Source organism: Mycobacterium canetti CIPT 140010059, from assembly GCF_000253375.1.
Lineage (GTDB): Bacteria > Actinomycetota > Actinomycetes > Mycobacteriales > Mycobacteriaceae > Mycobacterium > Mycobacterium tuberculosis.
The window spans coordinates 3,510,010-3,529,793 of record NC_015848.1 but is presented as its reverse complement, the minus strand read 5'-3'; the positions used below and the strand labels follow the sequence as shown (position 1 = coordinate 3,529,793).

The window sequence follows — 19,784 nt, the reverse complement described above, 5'->3', positions numbered from 1 at the left end:
TGGGCATAAGCTCCGGCTACTCGGCGATCGGTAGTGGCTGGGCAACTGGGGAAGTTGCCGTGAGGTGGCGGGAGCGGCGTGGTGTCTTATGTTGTTGCGTTGCCGGAGGTGATGTCCGCCGCGGCCACAGACGTGGCTTCGATTGGTTCGGTGGTCGCGACGGCGAGCCAGGGTGTCGCGGGTGCCACCACGACGGTATTAGCCGCTGCCGAGGACGAGGTGTCAGCCGCGATCGCGGCTTTGTTTTCCGCCCATGGTCAGGACTATCAAGCTCTTAGCGCACAGCTTGCGGTGTTTCATGAGCGGTTTGTGCAGGCATTGACAGGCGCGGCCAAGGGGTATGCCGCCGCCGAGCTGGCCAACGCTTCGCTGTTGCAGAGTGAATTCGACAGCGGTATCGGGAACGGTTTTGCCACGATTCACCAGGAAATTCAGCGGGCCCCCACGGCGCTGGCCGCCGGATTCACGCAGGTTCCGCCTTTCGCGGCGGCGCAGGCAGGGATCTTCACCGGCACGCCGTCAGGGGCTGCCGGATTCGACATCGCTTCGCTGTGGCCGGTGAAACCCCTGCTGAGTTTGTCTGCGCTCGAAACTCACTTTGCAATCCCAAACAATCCACTTTTAGCGCTCATTGCCAGCGACATACCGCCGCTGTCGTGGTTTCTTGGCAACTCCCCACCGCCGTTGCTGAACTCGCTGCTGGGACAGACGGTCCAGTACACCACCTATGACGGGATGAGCGTCGTGCAGATCACGCCGGCTCATCCAACCGGCGAATACGTGGTTGCCATTCACGGCGGCGCGTTTATCCTGCCGCCGTCAATCTTCCACTGGCTCAACTACTCGGTGACGGCTTACCAGACCGGCGCGACCGTGCAAGTGCCGATTTACCCGTTGGTGCAGGAAGGAGGCACTGCCGGGACGGTAGTACCGGCGATGGCCGGGCTCATCTCCACGCAAATCGCGCAACACGGGGTCTCCAACGTCAGCGTGATCGGGGACTCCGCGGGCGGCAACCTCGCACTGGCGGCCGCCCAATACATGGTGAGCCAGGGCAACCCAGTACCGTCGTCCATGGTGTTGCTGTCCCCGTGGCTCGATGTGGGGACCTGGCAGATCAGCCAGGCGTGGGCAGGCAATCTTGCGGTCAACGACCCGCTGGTCAGTCCGCTGTATGGGTCGCTGAACGGTCTTCCGCCGACGTATGTCTATTCGGGCTCGCTTGATCCGCTCGCACAACAAGCGGTTGTCCTCGAGCACACAGCCGTAGTCCAAGGAGCGCCGTTCAGCTTCGTACTGGCCCCCTGGCAAATCCACGACTGGATACTGCTCACCCCCTGGGGTTTGCTGTCCTGGCCGCAGATTAACCAGCAACTCGGTATCGCCGCCTGATCCGGTTCCGCCAGGCCGACCGCGCACATGGTTTTCAGTAGGTGTCGGGCTCGCATTCGGCGAGCCGCGCCCAATGCGGGCTGGGGAAAGCCTAGTCCTGGCTCGGCATCCCGTTCAGCTTCCGAATCGTTTGAACTTCGCCGTCCCGATACGGCCGGCCGTTGGGGTGTAGCAGGTCGTGAAACCACACCTTCGGGGGCGCGCGGTAGGGGTGATCCCACGAATCCCACGGCAAATAGGTCTGAGTCTTTCCCGCCACCAAACCCCAATTGAACGCACCAACGTTGTGCCGCTTAGCAATCGGCAGGATTCCCTCGACAGTGCTGCCTTGGGACCGCGCCAGGTACTCGGTGCACAGGATTGGCCGCTGCAACGGAGCGAGCTCAGCGATGCGGCCCTCGAATTCGGCCGGCGCGGCGTAACTGTGGAAGGTGATCACGTCGGCGTTGTCGAGTTGAATGGCGCTGATGGTGCTGCGGCGTCCGGGATCTCCCCAATTCCCTTGCCAGACACCACTGGTCAGCGGTTGAACCGGATCGACCGTGCGGGCCCATCGGAACACTTGGGGGAGGAGCTCCGCGACGCGCTCGAGCTTGTCTTTCCTTTCCACCTTGCGATACACGCGCGCGGGATTGTCGGGTTCATTCCACAGGTCCCAACCCAACACGCGATCGTCGTTGCGGAATTGGCCCAACACACCCGTGACGTAGTTGTACAGCGTGCTGGCATAGCGGCGGTCATCGAGGCGTTCAGCACCCGGACTTTGCACCCACCCGGAGTTGTGCACCCCAGCCCTTGGCGCCCGCTGCCGACCCGGTCTGGGGAGCGGGTCCCAGCAGGAGTCGAACAGGACAAAGAGCGGTTTGATGTGGTATCGCGCCGCGATGGCGACGAACTGCGCGAGCCGGGTTTGGAAACCGGGCGCGTCTTGGGCCCACAGCAGGTCGTGGAGGAAGACTCGCACGGTGTTGAACCCGTGAAACCGGGCAAGGCCCAGCTCGTTGTCGATGCGCCGGGGATCGTATGTGCCTGGCTGGAACATCTCGAGCTGGTTGATGGCGTTCGAGGTGATGTAGTTTGCACCGACGAGCCAGCCGTGCGCTTGATACCAGCGATGTGCGCGGTCGGCCGACCACCGGCCTGGTTCTCCGGCGGCGGCCCGCGGCGCTTGGCCCAGCACCGTGCCTGCCGCCAGCAGCAGCGGGAGCTTCAGGGCCGTTCGACGGTGCACAAAATGACGATAGTTTCCCGGCCAAGGTGTACGGCCTTGTTCGGCGACGTGGTTCGGCTTGCATTATCGATTCGCAACAATTTGAGGTTGGGAATCGTTATGAGGACGCCAGCTTGGCTTTAAAGCCCGGCCCCGGTTCAGGTGTCACATTGCGCGCGGTGATCTCCTCGCCGCAGTGGGTACAGATCAGGCGTGGGTCGGCGTGCTCGCCGCAGGTGTGGTGGCGCAGCTTGATCGGTGGTCCTTCTGGGCGTGGCAAGTACTCATCCCCCCACTGCATGAGGACGACGATCGCGGCGAACAGATCGCGGCCCGCTTCGGTGAGCCGGTACTCGTGTCGCTCGGGGTCGGAGGAATATGGCACCCGGTCAAAAAGACCCACCTCGACGAGCATCCGCAGCCGCGAGGACAGCGTGGGCCGCGGAATGCCAAGGTTCCGCGCGAGCTGACCGAACCGCCGCACCCCGAAGAACGCCTCACGCAGGATAAGCAGCGTCCAGCGTTCACCGACTAGCTCGAGCGCCCGGCCGACCGACTCCCCTTCGAAGCGGTGGGATAGATCGGAAACGGCCATGGTCCACCAACTGTACCTGGTTCAATGACTGAACCAAAGGTGGTAACTTCATTGAACCGCCACCGTCATCAGGAGCCGCCCGTGAACCAAAGCGAAACCGAGATCGAGATCCTCGCCGAGAAGATCGCGCGGTGGGCCCGAGCGCGATCCGCGGAAATCGAGCGCGATCGTCGGCTGCCAGACGAGCTGGTGACCCGGCTGCGCGAGGCCGGCTTGCTGCGCGCCACCATGCCGCGTGAGGTTGCGGCGCCGGAGCTGGCACCCGGGCGGGCGCTGCGGTGCGCCGAGGCGGTGGCGCGTGGTGACGCGTCAGCGGGATGGTGTGTGTCGATCGCGATTACCAGTGCCCTGCTGGTCGCCTACCTGCCGGCGCGCAGCCGCGAGGAAATGTTCGGCGGGGGGCGGGGTGTCGCGGCGGGGGTGTGGGCGCCACGTGGCACGGCCCGGTCCGTCGACGGCGGTGTCGTGGTGTCCGGACGCTGGCCGTTTTGCAGCGGGATCAACCACGCGGACATCATGTTCGCCGGCTGCTTCGTCGACGACCGGCAAGTGCCGTCGGTCGTCGCGCTGAACAAGGACGAGCTGCAGGTCCTCGACACTTGGCACACATTGGGTTTGCGTGGCACCGGCAGCCACGACTGCGTTGCCGACGACGTCTTCGTGCCCGCTGATCGCGTGTTCTCGGTGTTTGACGGACCAATCGTGGACCGGCCGCTGTATCGCTTTCCGGTGTTTGGATTTTTCGCGTTGTCGATTGGCGCGGCTGCGTTGGGCAATGCGCGCGCCGCGATTGACGATCTGGTCGAGCTGGCCGGCGGCAAGAAAGGGCTTGGGTCCACTCGGACCTTGGCGGAACGTTCGGCGACCCAAGCCGCGGCGGCAACCGCCGAGTCGGCGCTGGGCGCCGCCCGCGCCCTGTTCTACGAGGTAATCGAGGCGGCCTGGCAGGTCAGCCACGATGCCGAGGCGGTACCGGTGACGATGCGCAACCGGCTGCGGTTGGCGGCCACGCACGCGGTACGGACCTCGGCCGACGTGGTGCGCAGCATGTATGATCTGGCGGGCGGCACCGCCATCTACGACAACGCACCGCTGCAGCGCCGGTTCCGCGACGCATTCACCGCTACCGCCCATTTCCAGGTCAACGAGGCATCACGCGAACTGCCCGGGCGTGTCCTGCTCGACCAGCCGGCCGACGTGTCGATGCTATGACCGATATCGAAGTCGCCCTACCGTTCTGGCTTGACCGCCCCGACCACGAGGCAACCGATGTCGCGCTCGCGGCCGCTGACACGGGTTTCGCTGCGCTGTGGATCGGCGAAATGGCGACCTACGATGCGTTCGCGCTCGCGACCTCGATCGGGCTCCGCACGCCAAACATGACGCTGAAGGTCGGACCGCTAGCCGTCGGCGTTCGCGGTCCGGTGGGGCTGGCGCTAGGGGTCAGTTCGGTCGCTTCTCTCACCGGCTGTCGGGTTGACCTCGCGCTGGGAGCTTCCAGTCCGGCGATCGTGGCCGGCTGGCATGGCCGACCTTGGGCGCACCACGTGCCGGTCATGCGCGAAACCATCGAATGCCTGCGGTCGATATTTACCGGTGCGCGGGTCGAATACAGCGGCCGTCACGTCAACAGCCGCGGATTCCGGCTGCGCGGTGCGGCGCCCGATACGCGAATTGCGTTGGGGGCGTTTGGACCTGGCATGATTCGCCTGGCCGCGCAGCACGCCGATGAGGTCGTGCTCAACCTGGCATCGCCGTTCCGTGTCGGGCGGGTTCGTGCGGCGATCGACAGCGCAGCCGCCGCGGCCGGCCGTGCCGCGCCGCGCCTCACGGTGTGGGTGCCGGTCGCCGTCAACCCCGGTGCGGCCGCGCACTCCCAGCTGGCAGCTCAGCTGGCGGTGTACCTCGCCCCGCCCGGCTATGGCGAAATGTTCAGCGCGCTGGGTTTCGACGGCCTGGTCCGTAGCGCGCGGTCCCGGGCTACTCGCCGCGAACTGGCGGTCGCTGTCCCCGGCGAACTGCTCGACCGGGTGTGTGCGTTGGGTAGCCCCGATCGAGTGGCGGCCCGGCTCCGCGCCTACGCGGATGCCGGTGCCGATTGCGTCGCGGTCGTGCCCGCCACCGCTGAAGACCCGGGGGGCCGGGTGGCTCTGCGAGCGCTGCGACCCGGCGGGCTCTACGGCACCGCTGGCGACAACGACGGCAGACGGTAACCTCGATCGTGATGGCGGAGTCGCGATGAGCGGCGGTCTGTTCGGACTGCTGGACCATGTCGCGGTTCTTGCACGGCTGGCCGCCGCCTCGATTGACGACATCGGCGCCGCCGCCGGTCGTGCGACGGCAAAGGCTGCGGGAGTGGTCATTGACGACACGGCGGTGACGCCGCAATACGTCCACCGGATCACCGCTGAGCGTGAGCTGCCGATCATCAAACGCATCGCGATCGGGTCGGTGCGCAACAAGCTGCTGCTCATCCTTCCCGGTGCATTGCTGCTCAGCCAGCTCGTGCCGTGGCTGTTGACCCCGCTGCTGATGTTGGGCGCCACGTATCTGTGCTACGAGGGCGCCGAAAAGGTGTGCGGCGTCATCGGCGGCCGTGGCCACGACGCCGCGCCGCAGGTCGCCGAACGCGAGCTGGTGGCCGGGGCGATCCGGACCGACTTCATCCTATCCGCCGAGATCATGGTGATCGCCCTCAACGAGGTGGCCGACCAGCCATTCGTGCCGCGCCTCATCGTCCTCGTCATCGTCGCCCTCGTCATCACCGCCGCGGTGTACGGTGTCGTCGCCGTCATCGTCCAAATGGACGACGTCGGCCTGCGCCTCACCCAGACCGCGTCCCGATTCGGGCAGCGGATCGGCGGGGGCCTGGTCGCGGGGATGCCCAAACTGCTATCGGCGCTGTCAGCGGTCGGGATGGGAGCCATGCTCTGGGTGGGCGGCCACATAGTGCTTGTGGGCAGCGACCACCTCGGCTGGCACGCCCCGTACCGCCTGGTTCACCACCTAGATGACCACCTGGTGGGGTCTGCTGGTGGCGCGCTGACCTGGTTGGTCAGCACCGCGGCGTGCGCGGCGACTGGGTTGGTGATCGGAATCGTTGTTGTTGCACTTGTGCACCTGGTTTGCTTTCGACCGCCGAGGTCGCGTTCCCTGTAGCCGTCGCTACGTCAGGTGGCGGCTTCGCCATCGCCGAAACCGGCCCGTCGGCGCCTGAATCGCGGCCATCACGGCGCTCATCGACGAGGCCGCCGACTTTGTGCGTTCCTTGGGTTCGGCGGCGGGGGGCCTGTCGCCTTCCCACCACGTCGGCTCCAGCAGCGCCGATGTCACCGCAATCGCCGGTTCGACGCTGTCGCGCCCCCACCGGCAAGCCCGGTCGATGGCCGCCGCGGACGGCGCCAGGTTCACCGGCGACAGCGTCGGCTCGAATCGGACGAGGTGGTCGGCGTAGGGCAGGTTGCGCACCATCTGCAGCTGGACCGCCTGGGTGATCGGCACCAGCCACAGATGTCGGGGGTCCCAGTGCGGATGGAAGCAGTCGAACGCCAGATAACACGCGTTGCGGGTGCCGAGCCGCCCGTCGCGGACCCGCTCCCACGCCAATTCGACCGGGACGTTGCTGGCCGCGCCGCCGTCGACCATCGCCGCGACGTCCTGGTCGGCGCACAACTCGTCGAGGATTGGCAGCATCCGCGGGTCGCTGGTTTCGTGGTGCAGCACACCGGGGATGGCCGACGAGAAAGACGCCGCGTCAACGACGTTGACGTCGCGTGTCGCGCCGTCGGCGCTGATGACGATCGGCTTGACCACCCGCAAGTCGATGAAGGCCGCGACTTGCCACATGCGCGCCGCCACCCACGGGCCGATACCGATCGGCAGAAACGGCAGCGACCGCAACGTCAGTGTAGACCGCTCGCGATGGCGGAACCTGGACGGCAGCGCCGCATAAGGCTGCCTGCGCACACCGGCGACGACGACATCGAACGGGATTGCCAGATCCGACATGCGCATCCGTTCGCCGTCCGCACGGCTGAGCAGGGTATGGGCGAACTGGTCGAAGCGCAGGGTGAACATTCCGGCCAACCCGTGGCGGCTGCGCCGCCGCTCCGGGCCCAGGATGGCGCGGTAGGACACCGTTTTGGCCCACTCGGCGTACTCGTCGATCGGCACCGGCAGTTCACGGGCCACCAGGCTGCCGATGATCGACCCGAACGACGAGCCGATCATGTAGTCGGGCACCTGGCCGGCCGCCAGCAGCCGTTGCATGCCGCCGATGTAGACGAAGCCCGCGCCCCCGCCGCCGCCGAGGACGGTCACCAGCTTCTTGTAGCCGACCTCGGCGTCGAGTTCCGTCGCGGAGAAGTCGCTGCCGTGGCGCTCGATGAGCACTCGACGCTGATCGTCCTGGTCGTCGACCAGCGTCGCCAGCACGTCTTTCGCGCCCTCCAGCGCCGTGACCGGATCGGGCTCCTCGCGCAGCGGTGCGTACAACGCGTCGACGACCCGGGACCGCCAAGGCGCGACTTGGCCGCCCACCGAGATGTCCCCGCGACCGCGGCTTCCGCCCGGCCCCGCGGCCCCCGGTTCGAAGTCGGCCAGCCTGGCGAAATTGAGGATGTAGCGCAGCTTGCGCAGCTGTTCGCCGCTCAACACGTCCGGATTGGCTAGGTGGTGCCGGACGAGGCGGTTCTCCATCTTCTGCAGCAGCAGGGCCGGTTCGGCGGCCAGCAGGTCGGCGGGGCTCAGGGATGCGGGGGGCTCCCCGGACTCGTCCTCGAACTCCTCGATCAGGTCGAGCGCTGCCCCGCGGCGACCCAGCCGGCTGAGCATCCCATCGGCAAAGGGGATCGGCATGGGGTCAATCTTCGCGGTTACCGTCCCGGCACTGCGATGGTGGGTAGCGCTGAGCTTCCCGGCCAGCAACCCAGCGGGCTGATTCCCTTGTTGATCGCGGCCGTAATGCAGTTCTGCACCACCACGTTGGGGTCGTCGCTGATCGAGCGGGACAGGATCTCGTTGGCCTTGGCCTGGGCCTCGGCAGTTCGCTGTGCTTCCAGGGCGATCGAGGTCTGCGCGCGCTGCTGGTTGAGCTGGTTGATCTTGTCCTCGGTGCTCTGGTCGTACTGGATGGTGGGCACATTGACATCGAAAATGTCGACCTGCCCGCCCACGTCCTGGCGCAGGATGTCGGCGGCGCGCTTGGCCAGCGAAGGCAGCGGGGACACGTCGAGGTTTCGCGGGTCCAGCGGGTTGAAGCCGGCGAACACCTCGTTGAGCGCCACCGAGAGGTTGCGCTCGATCAGGTTGACGCGCACGTTGTCGAAGGTCTTGTACTGCTGGAACAGTTCCGGGGCAGCGGCCTGCTTGAGTTGCCAGCGGATGCTGACGTCTGCCAGCGCGGTGGATTGATTGCCCAGCCGCACCGTGATGCGCTGATCGGTGTTGCCTTCCTTGACGTACTTGTCGATCTGCACCGCACCATCCATGGGATGGGTCATCTGCCAGGGCCACTTGCCGTGGAAGCCGTTGTTCAGGCTTACGCCGGTGGGACGGCCGAAGGTGGTCATAATCGCGAACTGGCGGGTGCCAACGATGGTGAAACAGCCCAAGAAGAAGAACACGGCCGCCGCTGCCACGGCGGCTATTGTCACTGTTTTGGCCCGGCTGCGCGTCGTGTCATCGGAGGGGAGTCGCCAGAACAATGCCGCGACGCCGGCGACGATCACGCATATCACGACGAACACGATCTGCCATGTCATTCCTGGACTCCTTTGCTGGGTCGGGGAGTACGCGGGCCAGGTGCGTGAAGAATACTGCGCCGCAGACACGTCGGCGGGCTTGGTAGTCGCACTGCAAGGTGAGCGGTGGTAGTTCGAAGAGTCCCGATGGAGGCCCCGGGTGCGCCTATCCTCGATCGCATTTGGAGCCGAATACTGGCTGGCCCCCAGCGGTTTTACGCGCGCACCACAAAACTCGGTTGATCGCTTCCTGTTCAACGTGCCTGGAGCCGTCGACGCGCTGTGCGTGACCCAATCCCGAAGACGTGAAGAGGGTCTTCACGGCGAGCAACTCGGTCCTTCAGCTGACCCCGGCGATGGACCGGCTCACCACGCGATCTTCGGCGAGCACACGCTGGTCAGCATGGAAGGCACCGCGCCGACCGGCGCTACGCCAGCCAGCCCTTCCGCGGAAAGGCGCTGAGGTCCTACGAGCGGGCCATGGAACGCGTGACCGAAAGGCGCTCGCCACCTGGCCAATGGGCGAGGAGGTCCGTTTCCGAGACCGCGCCGGCCCGATCGCGCTCGACATCGTCGCCGAGGTCATCTTCGGGGTCGCCGACAACCCGCGCGCCGAGCGGGTGCGAGCGCGGGCAATCGCCTGGCTGGACACCAGCCGCAGCACGCGGCGGGTGATCCAAACCGCATGGGGCGACAAGCCGCGGCGGCCGCTGGACCGGAAGCTACGACCGGATCACCGGCTCGCGGCTGGCGGTCGAGGCCCTGGTGCAAGAGGAGATCGACGAGCGCCGCCGCATGAACGGGCAACTCAAACACACTCAACGGCAACGGATTACCGGTCGCTGCGCCGGAGGGCCCGATCCCGCTCGATGACGACGAGGGGCTGCGTGCGTACGTTGCGCGCTACCTCGTTCCCGGCATCGTGCGGCTCGCGCCGTCCTAGCGGCTCGGGCCGTGCATCACTTCGGCACCGTCGCCGAATACTGTTCGCGCAGCACCGTTTTGAGGATCTTGCCGGTCGGGTTGCGGGGGATGGCCTCGGCGAAGATCACCTTCTTGGGCAGCTTGTAGCGTGCGAGCCTGGTTCCGCAGTACTCGACGATCTGCTGCTCGCTGACCTCGTTCTGGTCGGCAACGACGATGGCGGCGGCGATCTCGCCCCACTTCTCGTCGGGCAAGCCGATGACCGCCACCTCGCTGACCCCGGGAACGCCGATGATCACACTTTCGATCTCGGCCGGGTAGACGTTCTCGCCGCCGGAAATGATCATGTCCTTCAGCCGGTCCTTGATGTAAAGATAGCCCTCGTCGTCGATTTCGCCGATGTCGCCGGTCCGGAACCATCCGTTGTCGAAGGCGTCGCGGGTGGCCTCCGGACGATTCCAGTATTCCTTGAGCAGGATGTCGGACTTGATCACGACTTCGCCTTCGCCGTGCTCGCGGATCACGCCGTCGTCACCGCGCACAGCCACGTCGGTGAACATGGTGGCGCGTCCGGCCGAGCCGGCTTTGCGCAGCGCGTCTTCGCTGAGCAGCAGGGTGCCGCCGCCACAGGATTCGGTGAGCGCGTAACCCTGCACGACCTCGATGTTCTTGGCGGCATAGATCTTGATCAGGGCCTCCGGCATGGGCGCGCCACCGGTGATGAAGTAGCGGAAGTCGGGCGCGTCGAGTTCGGCGAACTCGGGCACCTGGCGCATGAAGTTGAGGATCGCCGGCACGGCGCCACCGATGCAGACCCGTTCCTCGACGATCAGTGACCACACCTTCGTCGCGTCGAACTGCGGCATCGAGATCAGGGTGACGCCGCGCATGGCGCTGAAGATGACCGTCGTCAACGCCGCCACGTGGAACATCGGCAGCGGCAGCAGCAGGCGGTCGCGGTAGCGCACGTCGATCGTCGAGGCCCAGGAACTGGCGGCCGAATGCACCGAGTCGTGGGTATGCACCACTCCCTTGGGATGTCCGGTGGTGCCCGAGGTGTACATGATGAACAAGTTGTCATCGCCGCCGCATTCGACCGCCGGCTCGTCTGCGGCCGCCGGCCTCAGGCGTTCGGCCAACGAGTCGGCGCCTATCCAGTCGGTGACCGTGCCCGGAGGGTCGGCCTGCGTCCTGATGGCGTCGATCACCGGCGCCGACGGCGCACCGTAGATCACCACCTTGCTGCCGCTGTCGGACAGGATGAAACTCACCTCGGGCGCCGCGAGGCGGGTGTTGACCGGTACCGCCACCGCGCCGAGCTTGGCCGCGCCATAGAACAGGCAACAGAACTCGACACTGTTGGGCATCAGCAATGCCACGCGGTCGCCCTTGGCGATCCCCAGCGCGGTGAGCACGTCGGCGCACCGGTTCGCCAGCGCGTTCATCTGCGCGTAGGTCATCCGGACGTCGGTGGACGGCTCGACGTAGGCTTGCAGCCGCGGCGAGACGGTCGCGCGTTGTCTGAGCATCCAGCCAATGTTCTTCATGGGGTTCTCGACTTCGATGTTGTGGGACTCGTTGTGCCGGCTTCGGTTTGGAGCTCGGTGAATGCCCGTTGCATGAGTTCGGCCAGCCGGGAGGGTTCGTGCACGGCTTCCGGTGCCGCGCCGATGGCGATGCACAGCGCGGTGTTGATGCTGGCGAAGGTGACGTTAAGCCCGGCGCCCGGCGGCACGATGGGCAGGCCACTGAACGCCACCAGCGGCGCACCGGCAAGGTAGAGCTGCTCGGTGGGCCCCTTCATGTTTGATATCACCACATTCGCGCTCGGCAACTTGCCGAGCAGGGGCAGGGCGTCCGCCACCGTCAGGCTGCCGAGCAGCAGCAGCGCGTAGGCCTGGCGCGACGTTGTTTGCATGCCGCGCCCTTTGTCCTTCGCGCTCGTGGTCGCCGCGTTGATTTCCTTAAGGCGCTCAACGGGACTCGCCTTGGGTGCACCCATCGGGATCAGTTCGGCGCTCACCCGGTTGCCACCGCCCTCGCCCGACTTCTCACGCAGCGACATCGGCATGAACGCCACCAGCGGCCGGTCGGTGGGCGCCTGGTGTTCGGCGAGGTAGTGGTGCAGCGCGTCGTCGATGACCGTCATCACCACGTCGTTGACGGAGGTGCCGGTCGCCTTGGCGAGGGCCTTGACGTCGGCGAGCGGCAACTCGACGTTCCCGTACGCGCGCGCCGCCGATTTCGCCGTGTTGTTGAACAGAGTGCGTCGCGCGGTGAAGGGCAGGGACGTCTTGCGCGCCTTGAGGCTCAGTGCTTGCGCACCCAGGTCTGCCGCGTCCGCGCTGACGCCGAACAGGCCGCTCGGCAGCTTGGTCAGCCCCTTGACCATTCCTTGCAGTTGTCCTTGCAGTTGCGCCCTGCGCGACACCGTGGCGGGGGTGCGGCGTGGCCGGTCGGCGCCCTGCGCCGACATCCAGGGACCGGCCAGCGTCGTGTCGTCCGGTGAATCGGAGAGGAAGTTGCGCATCGCGCGCAGGCCGCCTTCACCGTCGATGAGCGCGTGGTGCACCTTGAGCAGGATCGCGATTCGGCCGTTCTCGATGCCGTCGATGATGTAGCACTCCCACAGCGGGTGGCCCCTATCGAGCAGGCCGGTGTTGAGGAACGAGACCGTTTCGTGGAACTGCTGCATGGAACCCGGTGCGGGCAGGGCGAGGTGTCGAATGTGATAGCCCATGTCGGGCTCGACGGTTTCCCACGCCGCGACATCTGTGCCCAGCCATTTCAGCTTGTGATTGAAGGGCTTGGCCGCCTGGCTGTGCCGGTAGGCATCGAACAGGCGCGGCCCGAACGACGATTTCTGTCCTTTCGGCTTTTCGAAGATCGTGTAGGCGGCCATGTGGTTGGGCCGGTTGGCCCGCTCCAGCAGCAGGAAGGACAGATCGATCGGACTGATGCGGGTCATGTGGCCATCTCCTTGGGCGTGGCTTGGGCACGGGCCGCCGCGAGCAGCTCCTCGTGCGAGGCGCGGAAGCCGCCGACCAATTCCCAGGTGTTCCGAACCGCGACGGCGTCGGCCAGCACGCACAGGTTGAACTGGTCGTAATAGCTCCAGACGGTCATGTTGAGCGTGGCGCCGTGGGAGATCTGCCCGGTGGAAAACCACTGGTCGACGCGCCAGCGGCCGAGATAGCGTGGCTCACGCGGGCCCGGCACGTTGGACACGACCACGTTCTTGAAGGTGTCGAAGCGGCCCTTGGTGCGCGCGTTGGCACGCGCCAGGCCCGAGATGAGGCGTTCCGGCAGCAGCTCGACCACCGCGCCGACGTCGGCGTCCTTGGTCTGGGCGAAGTGCTGCTTGGTGGCCTCGGCGGCGAGGTGGGTCGCGTGTAGCCGCTCGAGCGGGTCGGCGATGTCGGCGCGTAGCCAGACGTAGTCGACCGACGAGTAGTTGCCGGGGTGGGCGCGCTCGGCCGCCGGGGTGACCGCGAGCGGCATCGTGGCCACCATCGCGTCGGTGGGAGGGGAGCCGCAACGCTCCAGATAGCGGCGAACGGCACCGGCCACACACGCCAAAAAGACGTCGTTGATGGTGACGCCCAGCGTCTTGCTCACCTCGCGAACCTCGGCGAGCGGGAACGATTCGCAGGAGAACCGCCGGCTGCGCGACAGCCCGCGCTGAAACGGGCCCGGCGGTGCGGAGCGGTCGAACGTGGGCGGGACGCGCCGGTCGCCGTCTTTGGCGAACTCCCGTTCTATGCGCACCCGATCACGAACGGCCCGCACGGTCGGCGCGATCTTGCCGAGCCTGGAGGGCAGGTCCCGCAGGGCCCAACCGAGGCGTTGCCGGGTGGACGGCAGCGGCGGCGGCTGCCATGGGGGCGCAACCACGGGGGCCTCGTCAGGCGTGTCGTTGTAGAACGCGGCGAGCATGTCCAGCACCCCGACGCCGTCGGAGTAGGCGTGGTGCAGCAGCGTGACCAGGGCGACGCGGCCGCCGTCGAGGCCCTCGACCACCCAGGTCTGCCACAGCGGGCGGTCGCGATCCAGCGGGTGGGCGTAGATCTGCTCGACGAGCGCGCAGAACTCCGCCATCCCGCCCGGGGCGGGACAGACGACCCGGCGCACGTGCGCGTCGAGGTCGAATTCGGGATCCTCGACCCAGATCGGGTGATGCAGGCCCAGCGGTGTGGGCAGGTACCGCAGCCGGAAGACCGGAAGCAGGTGGGCGCGCTCCTCGAACATCTGCCGCGCCTTTGGCCACGACCAGCCGTCCGGGTCGGTCGACGGGTCGAGCACGCTGATCTTGAGGGTGTGGTTGTAGGCGCTGCCGCCGTCGAGATACAGCATCAGCGCGTCAACGCCGTTGAGCCTGCGCATCATCGTCCTCTCTCGATTCGTGGTTGGTGGAAGCTGGTCAGTGCACGATGACGCCCCGAATGTTCTTGCCGTCCCGCAGATCCTGGTAGCCCTGGTTCACCTGTTCGAGGGTGTAGGTGGTGGTCACGAGTTCGTCCAGCATCAGCTGGCCGGCGTCGTAGAGGCGCAGCAGCCGCACGATGTCGTATTGCGGATTGCAGGAACCGAACAGCGAGCCCTTGATCGTTTTCTCGTGCAGCGTCAAATCGGTTCCGGAGACGTGCACGGTGAGTTTGGCCGGGTCCGCCAGCCCGGTGATGACGACGGTGCCGCCCTTGCCGATCACCGCGGTCGCGGCCGAGACCACCTCGTCGTCGACGGTGCCCACCAGGATCAGCGCCGCGTCGGCGCCCTGCCCCCAGGTGAGTTCGTCGACCTTGGCCGCCGCGCTGGCGGCGTCGGCGAAGGCATGGGTGGCGCCGAACTTGAGCGCGGTCTCGCGCTTGAAAGCCACCGGGTCCACCACCACGACGTACTTACAGCCGGCGGCGGTCGCGCCCTGGACCGCGTTGATGCCCAGGCCGCCGACGCCGTAGATGACGGCGGTGTCGCCGGCCCGCAGGTTTCCGGCATTGACCGCGGTGCCCCAACCGGACGGCACGCCGCAGCCCACCAGCACCGCGGTTTCCAGTGGCAGCCAGTCGTCCACCTTCACCACCGAATGCTGCGAGACGGTGGCCCGCTCGGCGAACGTGCCCAGCATGCACATGGCGCCGAAATCTGTTCCCTGGGAATGGAATCGGAAACTGCCGTCCGGCATGCAGCCCTCCAGGATGGTGGCCCCCATGTCGCACAGGTTCTGCCGGCCGGTGCAGCAGTAGCGGCAAGTCCCGCAGTTCGGGATGAAGCTGCACACCACGTGGTCTCCGGGCTTGACCCTGGTGACGCCGGCACCCACCTCCTCGATGACCCCGGACCCTTCGTGGCCGCCCACGATCGGGAACCGCGGTGGCAGATCACCATCGGTGAGGTGCAGGTCGGAATGGCACAGCCCGGCGGCGGTGTATTTGACCAACACCTCGCCCGGACCCGGCCCGTCGAGATCGAGCTCCATCAGCTCGAACGGTTTGCCCGCCTCGAACAGTACCGCCGCGGTGGTTTTCATCGTGGTGTCCCTTTCTAGAACTCTATGGGCCTACTTGGCCCAGGGGAAGAACTTGGCGACGCCGGCGGCAACCAGCCGCTGATACGACGAGCCCATGATGCGCGCGAGCACATCGACGGCTTTGGCCTCCAGGCCGACCACGACGCGGGCCTGGCCCTTGGCGACTCCGTTGACGATGGTTTTGGCGGCCATCTCCGGCGAATGCAGCGCCAGCCGGCGGTCGAAGAACTCCGCGAACGTCTGCTGGTCCTCGCCGTCGGCCACGGTGGCGTTGCGCGCGACGGCGGTTTTGATGCCGCCGGGATGCACGCACGTCACCTTGACCGGGTGCCTGGCGACCAGCATCTCCTGGCGCAGCGCCTCGGTGAAGCCGCGCACCGCGAACTTGGCCGCGTTGTAGGCGGACTGACCGGGCACCGCGATCAGCCCGAACAGGCTGGAGATGTTGACGATGTGTCCGTCGCCGGAGGCAATCACGTGCGGCAGAAAGGCTTTGGTGCCGTTGACGACGCCCCAGAAGTCGACGTCGATGATGCGCTCGATGTCCTTGAACTCCGACTTGTCGACGTTGCCGTTATACGCGATGCCGGCGTTGTTGTAGACCTGGTGCACGGTGCCGAAATGTGCGACGACGGTGTCGGCGTGGGCCAGCACCGCCTCGCGTTCGGCGACGTCGAGCCGGTCCGACTTCACCTGCGCGCCGAGCGCTTGAGCCAGGCGCGCGGTTTTGGCCAGCCCGTCGGTGTCGACATCGGAAAGGGCAAGCTTTGCGCGTTTCTCGGAGAGGTTGAGTGCCAACGCTCTGCCGATGCCCGAGCCGGCTCCGGTGATGACGGCGACCTTGCCTTCGAATGAGCTCATTTGACTACTCCCCGTGGTTGTCCCTGCGATTGGTGGAGGTGGCCGCGCAGCCTTGCCCCGAGGTCGGCGATCGCGTCGCGGGCTTCGGGGAGCAGACTGACCTGCAGATGGAAGTCGTGCCACATGCCCGCGAACCGGCGATGCTCGATGCTTGTTTTCGAAGCGGCGCAGGCGGTTTCGATCTTGTCCGCGTCGACGCAGATCGGATCGTCGCCCGCGGTCTGCATGACGATGGGCGGCAGGCCGCTGAAGTCGCCGTAGACCGGGGAGATACCGGGCAGCCGCGGATCGAAGGACCCTACGTAGCGCGGCGCCCATTCGGTGCACATCGACGGAAGAATGAGCGGATCGCGCAGCGCCGGTCGCGTCGCTTCGATGTCGACGGCGAGATCGGCCCACGGGCAGATCAGGCCGAGTGCGGCCGGGGCCTGGATGCCGCGATCGCGCAGCGCCATGGCCAGCGCCAGGGTCAACCCTCCGCCAGCCGAATCACCGGCGATGACGGTCGTTTTCGGGTCGAGCCCGTCGTCGAGCAGGCGGGTGTACACCGCAGTCATCTCTTCGAGGGCCACTGGATAGTGGGCGTGCGGTGCGCGGGTGTAGTCGGGGACCAGCGCCGTCATTCCGGCCGCCGCCGCGAGCTGGGCGGCCAGGCCGCGGTAGCCCCGGGCGCTGCCCAGGGCGTAGGCACCGCCGTGCAGGTAGATCAGCGTCCCGCTGGTTGCCGCATGGGGGGGTTGCACCCGCTGGACCGGGACACCGGCGATGTTGACGCGCTGAAAGCGGGTGCCCTTGGGGGCGCGCGCGCCGGCCGTCAGCGTCGCCAGCAGGACGCGACGGCCGCCGATGCCCAGCCGGCGGGAGGCGAACAGTGGCCGGGCACCACGTAATACGGACCGGATGACGTTCTTGCGCAGGTTCATGATGCTCAGGCCGCCGCGTGGTCTTGGGCCGCTGCGGCGAAGTGCAGCACGCCGTCGTCGATGGGGTCTTCGAGCAGGATCTTGGCGTCCTTCTCGTAGTGCATGAGCACCTTCCACGGGTGCTTGGATCCCTGGCGCGGCATGATGTCCTGGCCGCGCTTGACGTAGCCGGAGTTGAGCTGGTCGAACATGCCGACGTCCAGCGCGCAGTCCTGCGCGTCGCGCGGGACTGCCACCGTGTAGCCGTTGTCGGCCATGTGCCGCAGCAGCCGGCACAGGTAGGCGCCGGCGATGTCGGACTTCAGGGTCCATGACGCGTTGGTGTAGCCGATGATCCAGGCCAGGTTGGGGGCGTTTTCCAGCAGCACACCCTTGTAGGTCATCTTCTCCGGCAGCTGGTATTCGGCGCCGTCCACGATGAGTCGCATCCCGCCCAGCATCTGGATGTTCAGACCGGTCGCGGTGACGATGATGTCGGCCTCGATCTCCCGGCCGGACTTGCACAGGATGCCCTTCTCGGTGAAGGTCTCGATCTGATCGGTCACCACCGACGCCGCGCCCGAGGCCAGCGTCTTGAACAGATCGCCGTTGGGCACCGCGCACAACCGCTCGTCCCACGGCAGGTAGTTCGGGGTGAAGTTGCTCATGTCCACGGAGCGGCCGAGGCGGCGTCGTACCTCCCACAGCAGCAGTCGCCGCATCAGCTTGGGCCAGCGCCGGCAGGCCTGGTAGAGCTTTCGCTGGATGGCGATGTTGCGCTTGCGGCCAAACTCGTAGACCCAGCGATCCGGCAGGAAGCGGCCCAGGACTTCGGAGATCTTGTCGACCGCCGGCAGCGAGAAGATGTACGACGGGGATCGCTGCAGCATCGTCACGTGCGCGGCACTGCCGGGGTTGGAGCCGGCCATCGCCGGAACCAAAGTGACCGCCGTTGCGCCGCTGCCGATGACGACGACCTTCTTGCCGGCGTAATCGAGGTCTTCGGGCCAGTGCTGCGGGTGCACGCACCGGCCGCCGAACCGGTCCACGCCGGGGAAGTCCGGCAGATAACCCGCGTCGTAGTTGTAGTAGCCGGTGCAGCTGATGAGGTAGTCGCAGGTGTAGGTCCGGGTTTCGCCGGTCGCCTCGTGCACGCCCGCGACGGTCCAACGGCACTGCCGGCTCGACCACTCGGCGGTGTTGACCTTCAGGCCGTAGTGAATCTTCTCGTCGACGCCGAACTCCGTGGCGGTGTCGGCGATGTACTGCCGGATCGACGCGCCGTCGGCGAGCACCTTCACGTCGCGCCACGGGCGGAACTTGTAGCCGAAGGTGAACATGTCGGAGTCCGAACGAACTCCCGGGTAGCGGAACAAGTCCCAGGTGCCGCCCAGGCGCTCCCGTCGCTCCAGGAGGGCGATTGTCTTGTTGGGGAACTCGGCCGTCACGTGACAGGCCGTCCCGATGCCGGATAGGCCGGCGCCGATGATCAGGACGTCGAAATGCTGGTTCATGGCTCCAGGATGGTGGAGGACCCCCGCCAAGTATTGACACTTTGCGACAGACTTTTATCATTTTCCGACAGGAGGTGATGGAGCTGGGCAGCCTCATCCGTGCCACCAACCTGTGGGGGTACACCGACCTGATGCGCGAGCTCGGCGCGGACCCGCTGCCGTTTCTGCGGCGCTTCGATATCCCGCCGGGCATCGAACACCAAGAGGACGCGTTCATGTCGCTGGCCGGGTTCGTGCGCATGCTGGAGGCCAGCGCCGCCGAGCTCGATTGTCCGGACTTCGGACTACGCCTTGCACGCTGGCAGGGCCTGGGCATTCTCGGCCCGGTAGCGGTGATCGCACGCAACGCTGCCACCTTGTTCGGCGGGCTGGAGGCGATCGGTCGCTACCTCTACGTCCATTCGCCCGCCCTGACGCTGACGGTTTCATCAACTACCGCACGGTCCAACGTCCGGTTCGGCTATGAGGTGACCGAACCGGGGATTCCCTATCCGCTGCAGGGATACGAGCTGAGCATGGCCAACGCCGCCCGGATGATCCGCCTGCTGGGCGGACCGCAGGCGCGGGCGCGCGTTTTCTCGTTCCGACATGCGCAACTGGGCACCGACGCCGCCTACCGCGAAGCGTTGGGTTGTACCGTTCGGTTCGGCCGGACATGGTGCGGGTTCGAGGTGGACCACCGGCTCGCCGGTAGGCCCATCGACCATGCGGATCCGGAAACCAAGCGCATCGCCACGAAATATTTGGAATCCCAATACCTTCCGAGCGATGCCACGCTCTCCGAGCGGGTCGTCGGGTTGGCCCGCCGCCTGCTGCCGACCGGCCAATGCAGCGCCGAGGCCATCGCCGACCAACTCGACATGCACCCACGAACGCTGCAGCGGCGCTTGGCTGCCGAGGGCCTCCGGTGCCATGACCTCATCGAGCGCGAACGCCGTGCGCAAGCGGCAAGATACTTCGCCCAACCGGGGTTGTATCTGAGCCAAATCGCGGTGCTGCTCGGCTATTCCGAGCAGAGCGCGCTCAACCGGTCGTGCCGGCGCTGGTTTGGGATGACACCCCGGCAGTATCGAGCCTATGGTGGGGTCAGCGGTCGGTGAAACGGGTGGTGAAACCCC

The 19,784-nt window shown here is 66.5% G+C and carries 16 protein-coding genes; 5 read left to right on the top strand and 11 right to left on the bottom strand.

Going from position 1 to position 19,784, the window contains the following annotated elements:
* Positions 1 to 78 precede the first annotated feature (78 nt).
* A complete protein-coding gene (gene lipY / locus MCAN_RS16425) occupies positions 79 to 1,392 on the top strand; it encodes a triacylglycerol lipase LipY (protein WP_014001580.1) in 1,314 nt (437 codons plus the stop codon).
* A 91-nt stretch (positions 1,393 to 1,483) separates the two neighbouring features.
* On the opposite strand, the gene MCAN_RS16420 is transcribed toward lipY, so the two are convergent.
* Together MCAN_RS16420 and MCAN_RS16415 are read right to left on the bottom strand one after the other, a co-directional pair.
* Positions 1,484 to 2,623, bottom strand: a complete 1,140-nt coding sequence (locus tag MCAN_RS16420; RefSeq protein WP_003904991.1) for a glycoside hydrolase 5 family protein — start codon at positions 2,621 to 2,623, stop codon at positions 1,484 to 1,486.
* Positions 2,624 to 2,720: 97 nt separating this feature from the next.
* Complete coding sequence (locus tag MCAN_RS16415; RefSeq protein ID WP_003416099.1) at positions 2,721 to 3,197, bottom strand: winged helix-turn-helix transcriptional regulator; 477 nt, start codon at positions 3,195 to 3,197, stop codon at positions 2,721 to 2,723.
* Positions 3,198 to 3,278: 81 nt separating this feature from the next.
* Between MCAN_RS16415 and MCAN_RS16410 the strand changes: the two genes are divergently transcribed.
* From MCAN_RS16410 to MCAN_RS16400, 3 genes are read left to right on the top strand one after another with little or no spacing between them, the layout of a single operon-like run.
* Positions 3,279 to 4,409 carry an acyl-CoA dehydrogenase family protein gene (locus MCAN_RS16410; RefSeq protein WP_003416097.1) on the top strand — a complete coding sequence of 377 codons (1,131 nt, stop codon included), beginning with the start codon at positions 3,279 to 3,281 and terminating at the stop codon, positions 4,407 to 4,409.
* Positions 4,406 to 5,410 (top strand): LLM class F420-dependent oxidoreductase, encoded by a 1,005-nt coding sequence (locus tag MCAN_RS16405; RefSeq protein ID WP_014001579.1) that lies wholly within the window; start codon positions 4,406 to 4,408, stop codon positions 5,408 to 5,410. Before MCAN_RS16410 ends, MCAN_RS16405 begins: the two co-directional genes overlap by 4 nt.
* Before the next feature lie 25 nt (positions 5,411 to 5,435).
* On the top strand, positions 5,436 to 6,356 hold the full coding sequence (locus tag MCAN_RS16400; protein ID WP_003416091.1) for a DUF808 domain-containing protein: 921 nt from the start codon (positions 5,436 to 5,438) through the stop codon (positions 6,354 to 6,356).
* A 6-nt stretch (positions 6,357 to 6,362) separates the two neighbouring features.
* Here MCAN_RS16400 and MCAN_RS16395 read toward each other — a convergent pair whose 3' ends face one another.
* The 9 genes from MCAN_RS16395 to MCAN_RS16355 all read right to left on the bottom strand — a co-directional run bounded on the left by MCAN_RS16395 (position 6,363) and on the right by MCAN_RS16355 (position 18,666).
* Positions 6,363 to 8,054: a patatin-like phospholipase family protein gene (locus tag MCAN_RS16395; protein WP_003900628.1), complete on the bottom strand. Its 1,692-nt coding sequence runs from the start codon at positions 8,052 to 8,054 to the stop codon at positions 6,363 to 6,365.
* 17 nt (positions 8,055 to 8,071) lie between these two features.
* Positions 8,072 to 8,959: an Rv3090 family protease gene (locus tag MCAN_RS16390; protein ID WP_003416086.1), complete on the bottom strand. Its 888-nt coding sequence runs from the start codon at positions 8,957 to 8,959 to the stop codon at positions 8,072 to 8,074.
* 938 nt (positions 8,960 to 9,897) lie between these two features.
* The gene (gene fadD13 / locus MCAN_RS16385) at positions 9,898 to 11,409 is read right to left on the bottom strand and encodes a long-chain-fatty-acid--CoA ligase FadD13 (RefSeq protein ID WP_014001578.1); all 1,512 of its coding nucleotides are present in this window, start codon (positions 11,407 to 11,409) and stop codon (positions 9,898 to 9,900) included.
* A complete protein-coding gene (locus MCAN_RS16380) occupies positions 11,406 to 12,830 on the bottom strand; it encodes a WS/DGAT/MGAT family O-acyltransferase (protein ID WP_014001577.1) in 1,425 nt (474 codons plus the stop codon). Before MCAN_RS16380 ends, fadD13 begins: the two co-directional genes overlap by 4 nt.
* A complete protein-coding gene (locus MCAN_RS16375; RefSeq protein WP_014001576.1) occupies positions 12,827 to 14,245 on the bottom strand; it encodes a WS/DGAT/MGAT family O-acyltransferase in 1,419 nt (472 codons plus the stop codon). The genes MCAN_RS16380 and MCAN_RS16375 overlap by 4 nt, the downstream gene beginning before the upstream one ends.
* Before the next feature lie 37 nt (positions 14,246 to 14,282).
* Positions 14,283 to 15,389, bottom strand: coding sequence for an NDMA-dependent alcohol dehydrogenase (locus tag MCAN_RS16370; protein WP_014001575.1), 1,107 nt, complete (start codon positions 15,387 to 15,389; stop codon positions 14,283 to 14,285).
* A 30-nt stretch (positions 15,390 to 15,419) separates the two neighbouring features.
* A complete protein-coding gene (locus MCAN_RS16365; RefSeq protein WP_014001574.1) occupies positions 15,420 to 16,250 on the bottom strand; it encodes an SDR family NAD(P)-dependent oxidoreductase in 831 nt (276 codons plus the stop codon).
* A complete protein-coding gene (locus MCAN_RS16360) occupies positions 16,247 to 17,173 on the bottom strand; it encodes an alpha/beta hydrolase (RefSeq protein ID WP_014001573.1) in 927 nt (308 codons plus the stop codon). The genes MCAN_RS16365 and MCAN_RS16360 overlap by 4 nt, the downstream gene beginning before the upstream one ends.
* A gap of 5 nt (positions 17,174 to 17,178) precedes the next feature.
* Positions 17,179 to 18,666 (bottom strand): flavin-containing monooxygenase, encoded by a 1,488-nt coding sequence (locus MCAN_RS16355; protein ID WP_014001572.1) that lies wholly within the window; start codon positions 18,664 to 18,666, stop codon positions 17,179 to 17,181.
* Positions 18,667 to 18,743: 77 nt separating this feature from the next.
* On the opposite strand from MCAN_RS16355, the gene MCAN_RS16350 reads away from it, so the two are divergent.
* Positions 18,744 to 19,766: an AraC family transcriptional regulator gene (locus tag MCAN_RS16350; protein WP_014001571.1), complete on the top strand. Its 1,023-nt coding sequence runs from the start codon at positions 18,744 to 18,746 to the stop codon at positions 19,764 to 19,766.
* Positions 19,767 to 19,784: the final 18 nt, after the last annotated feature.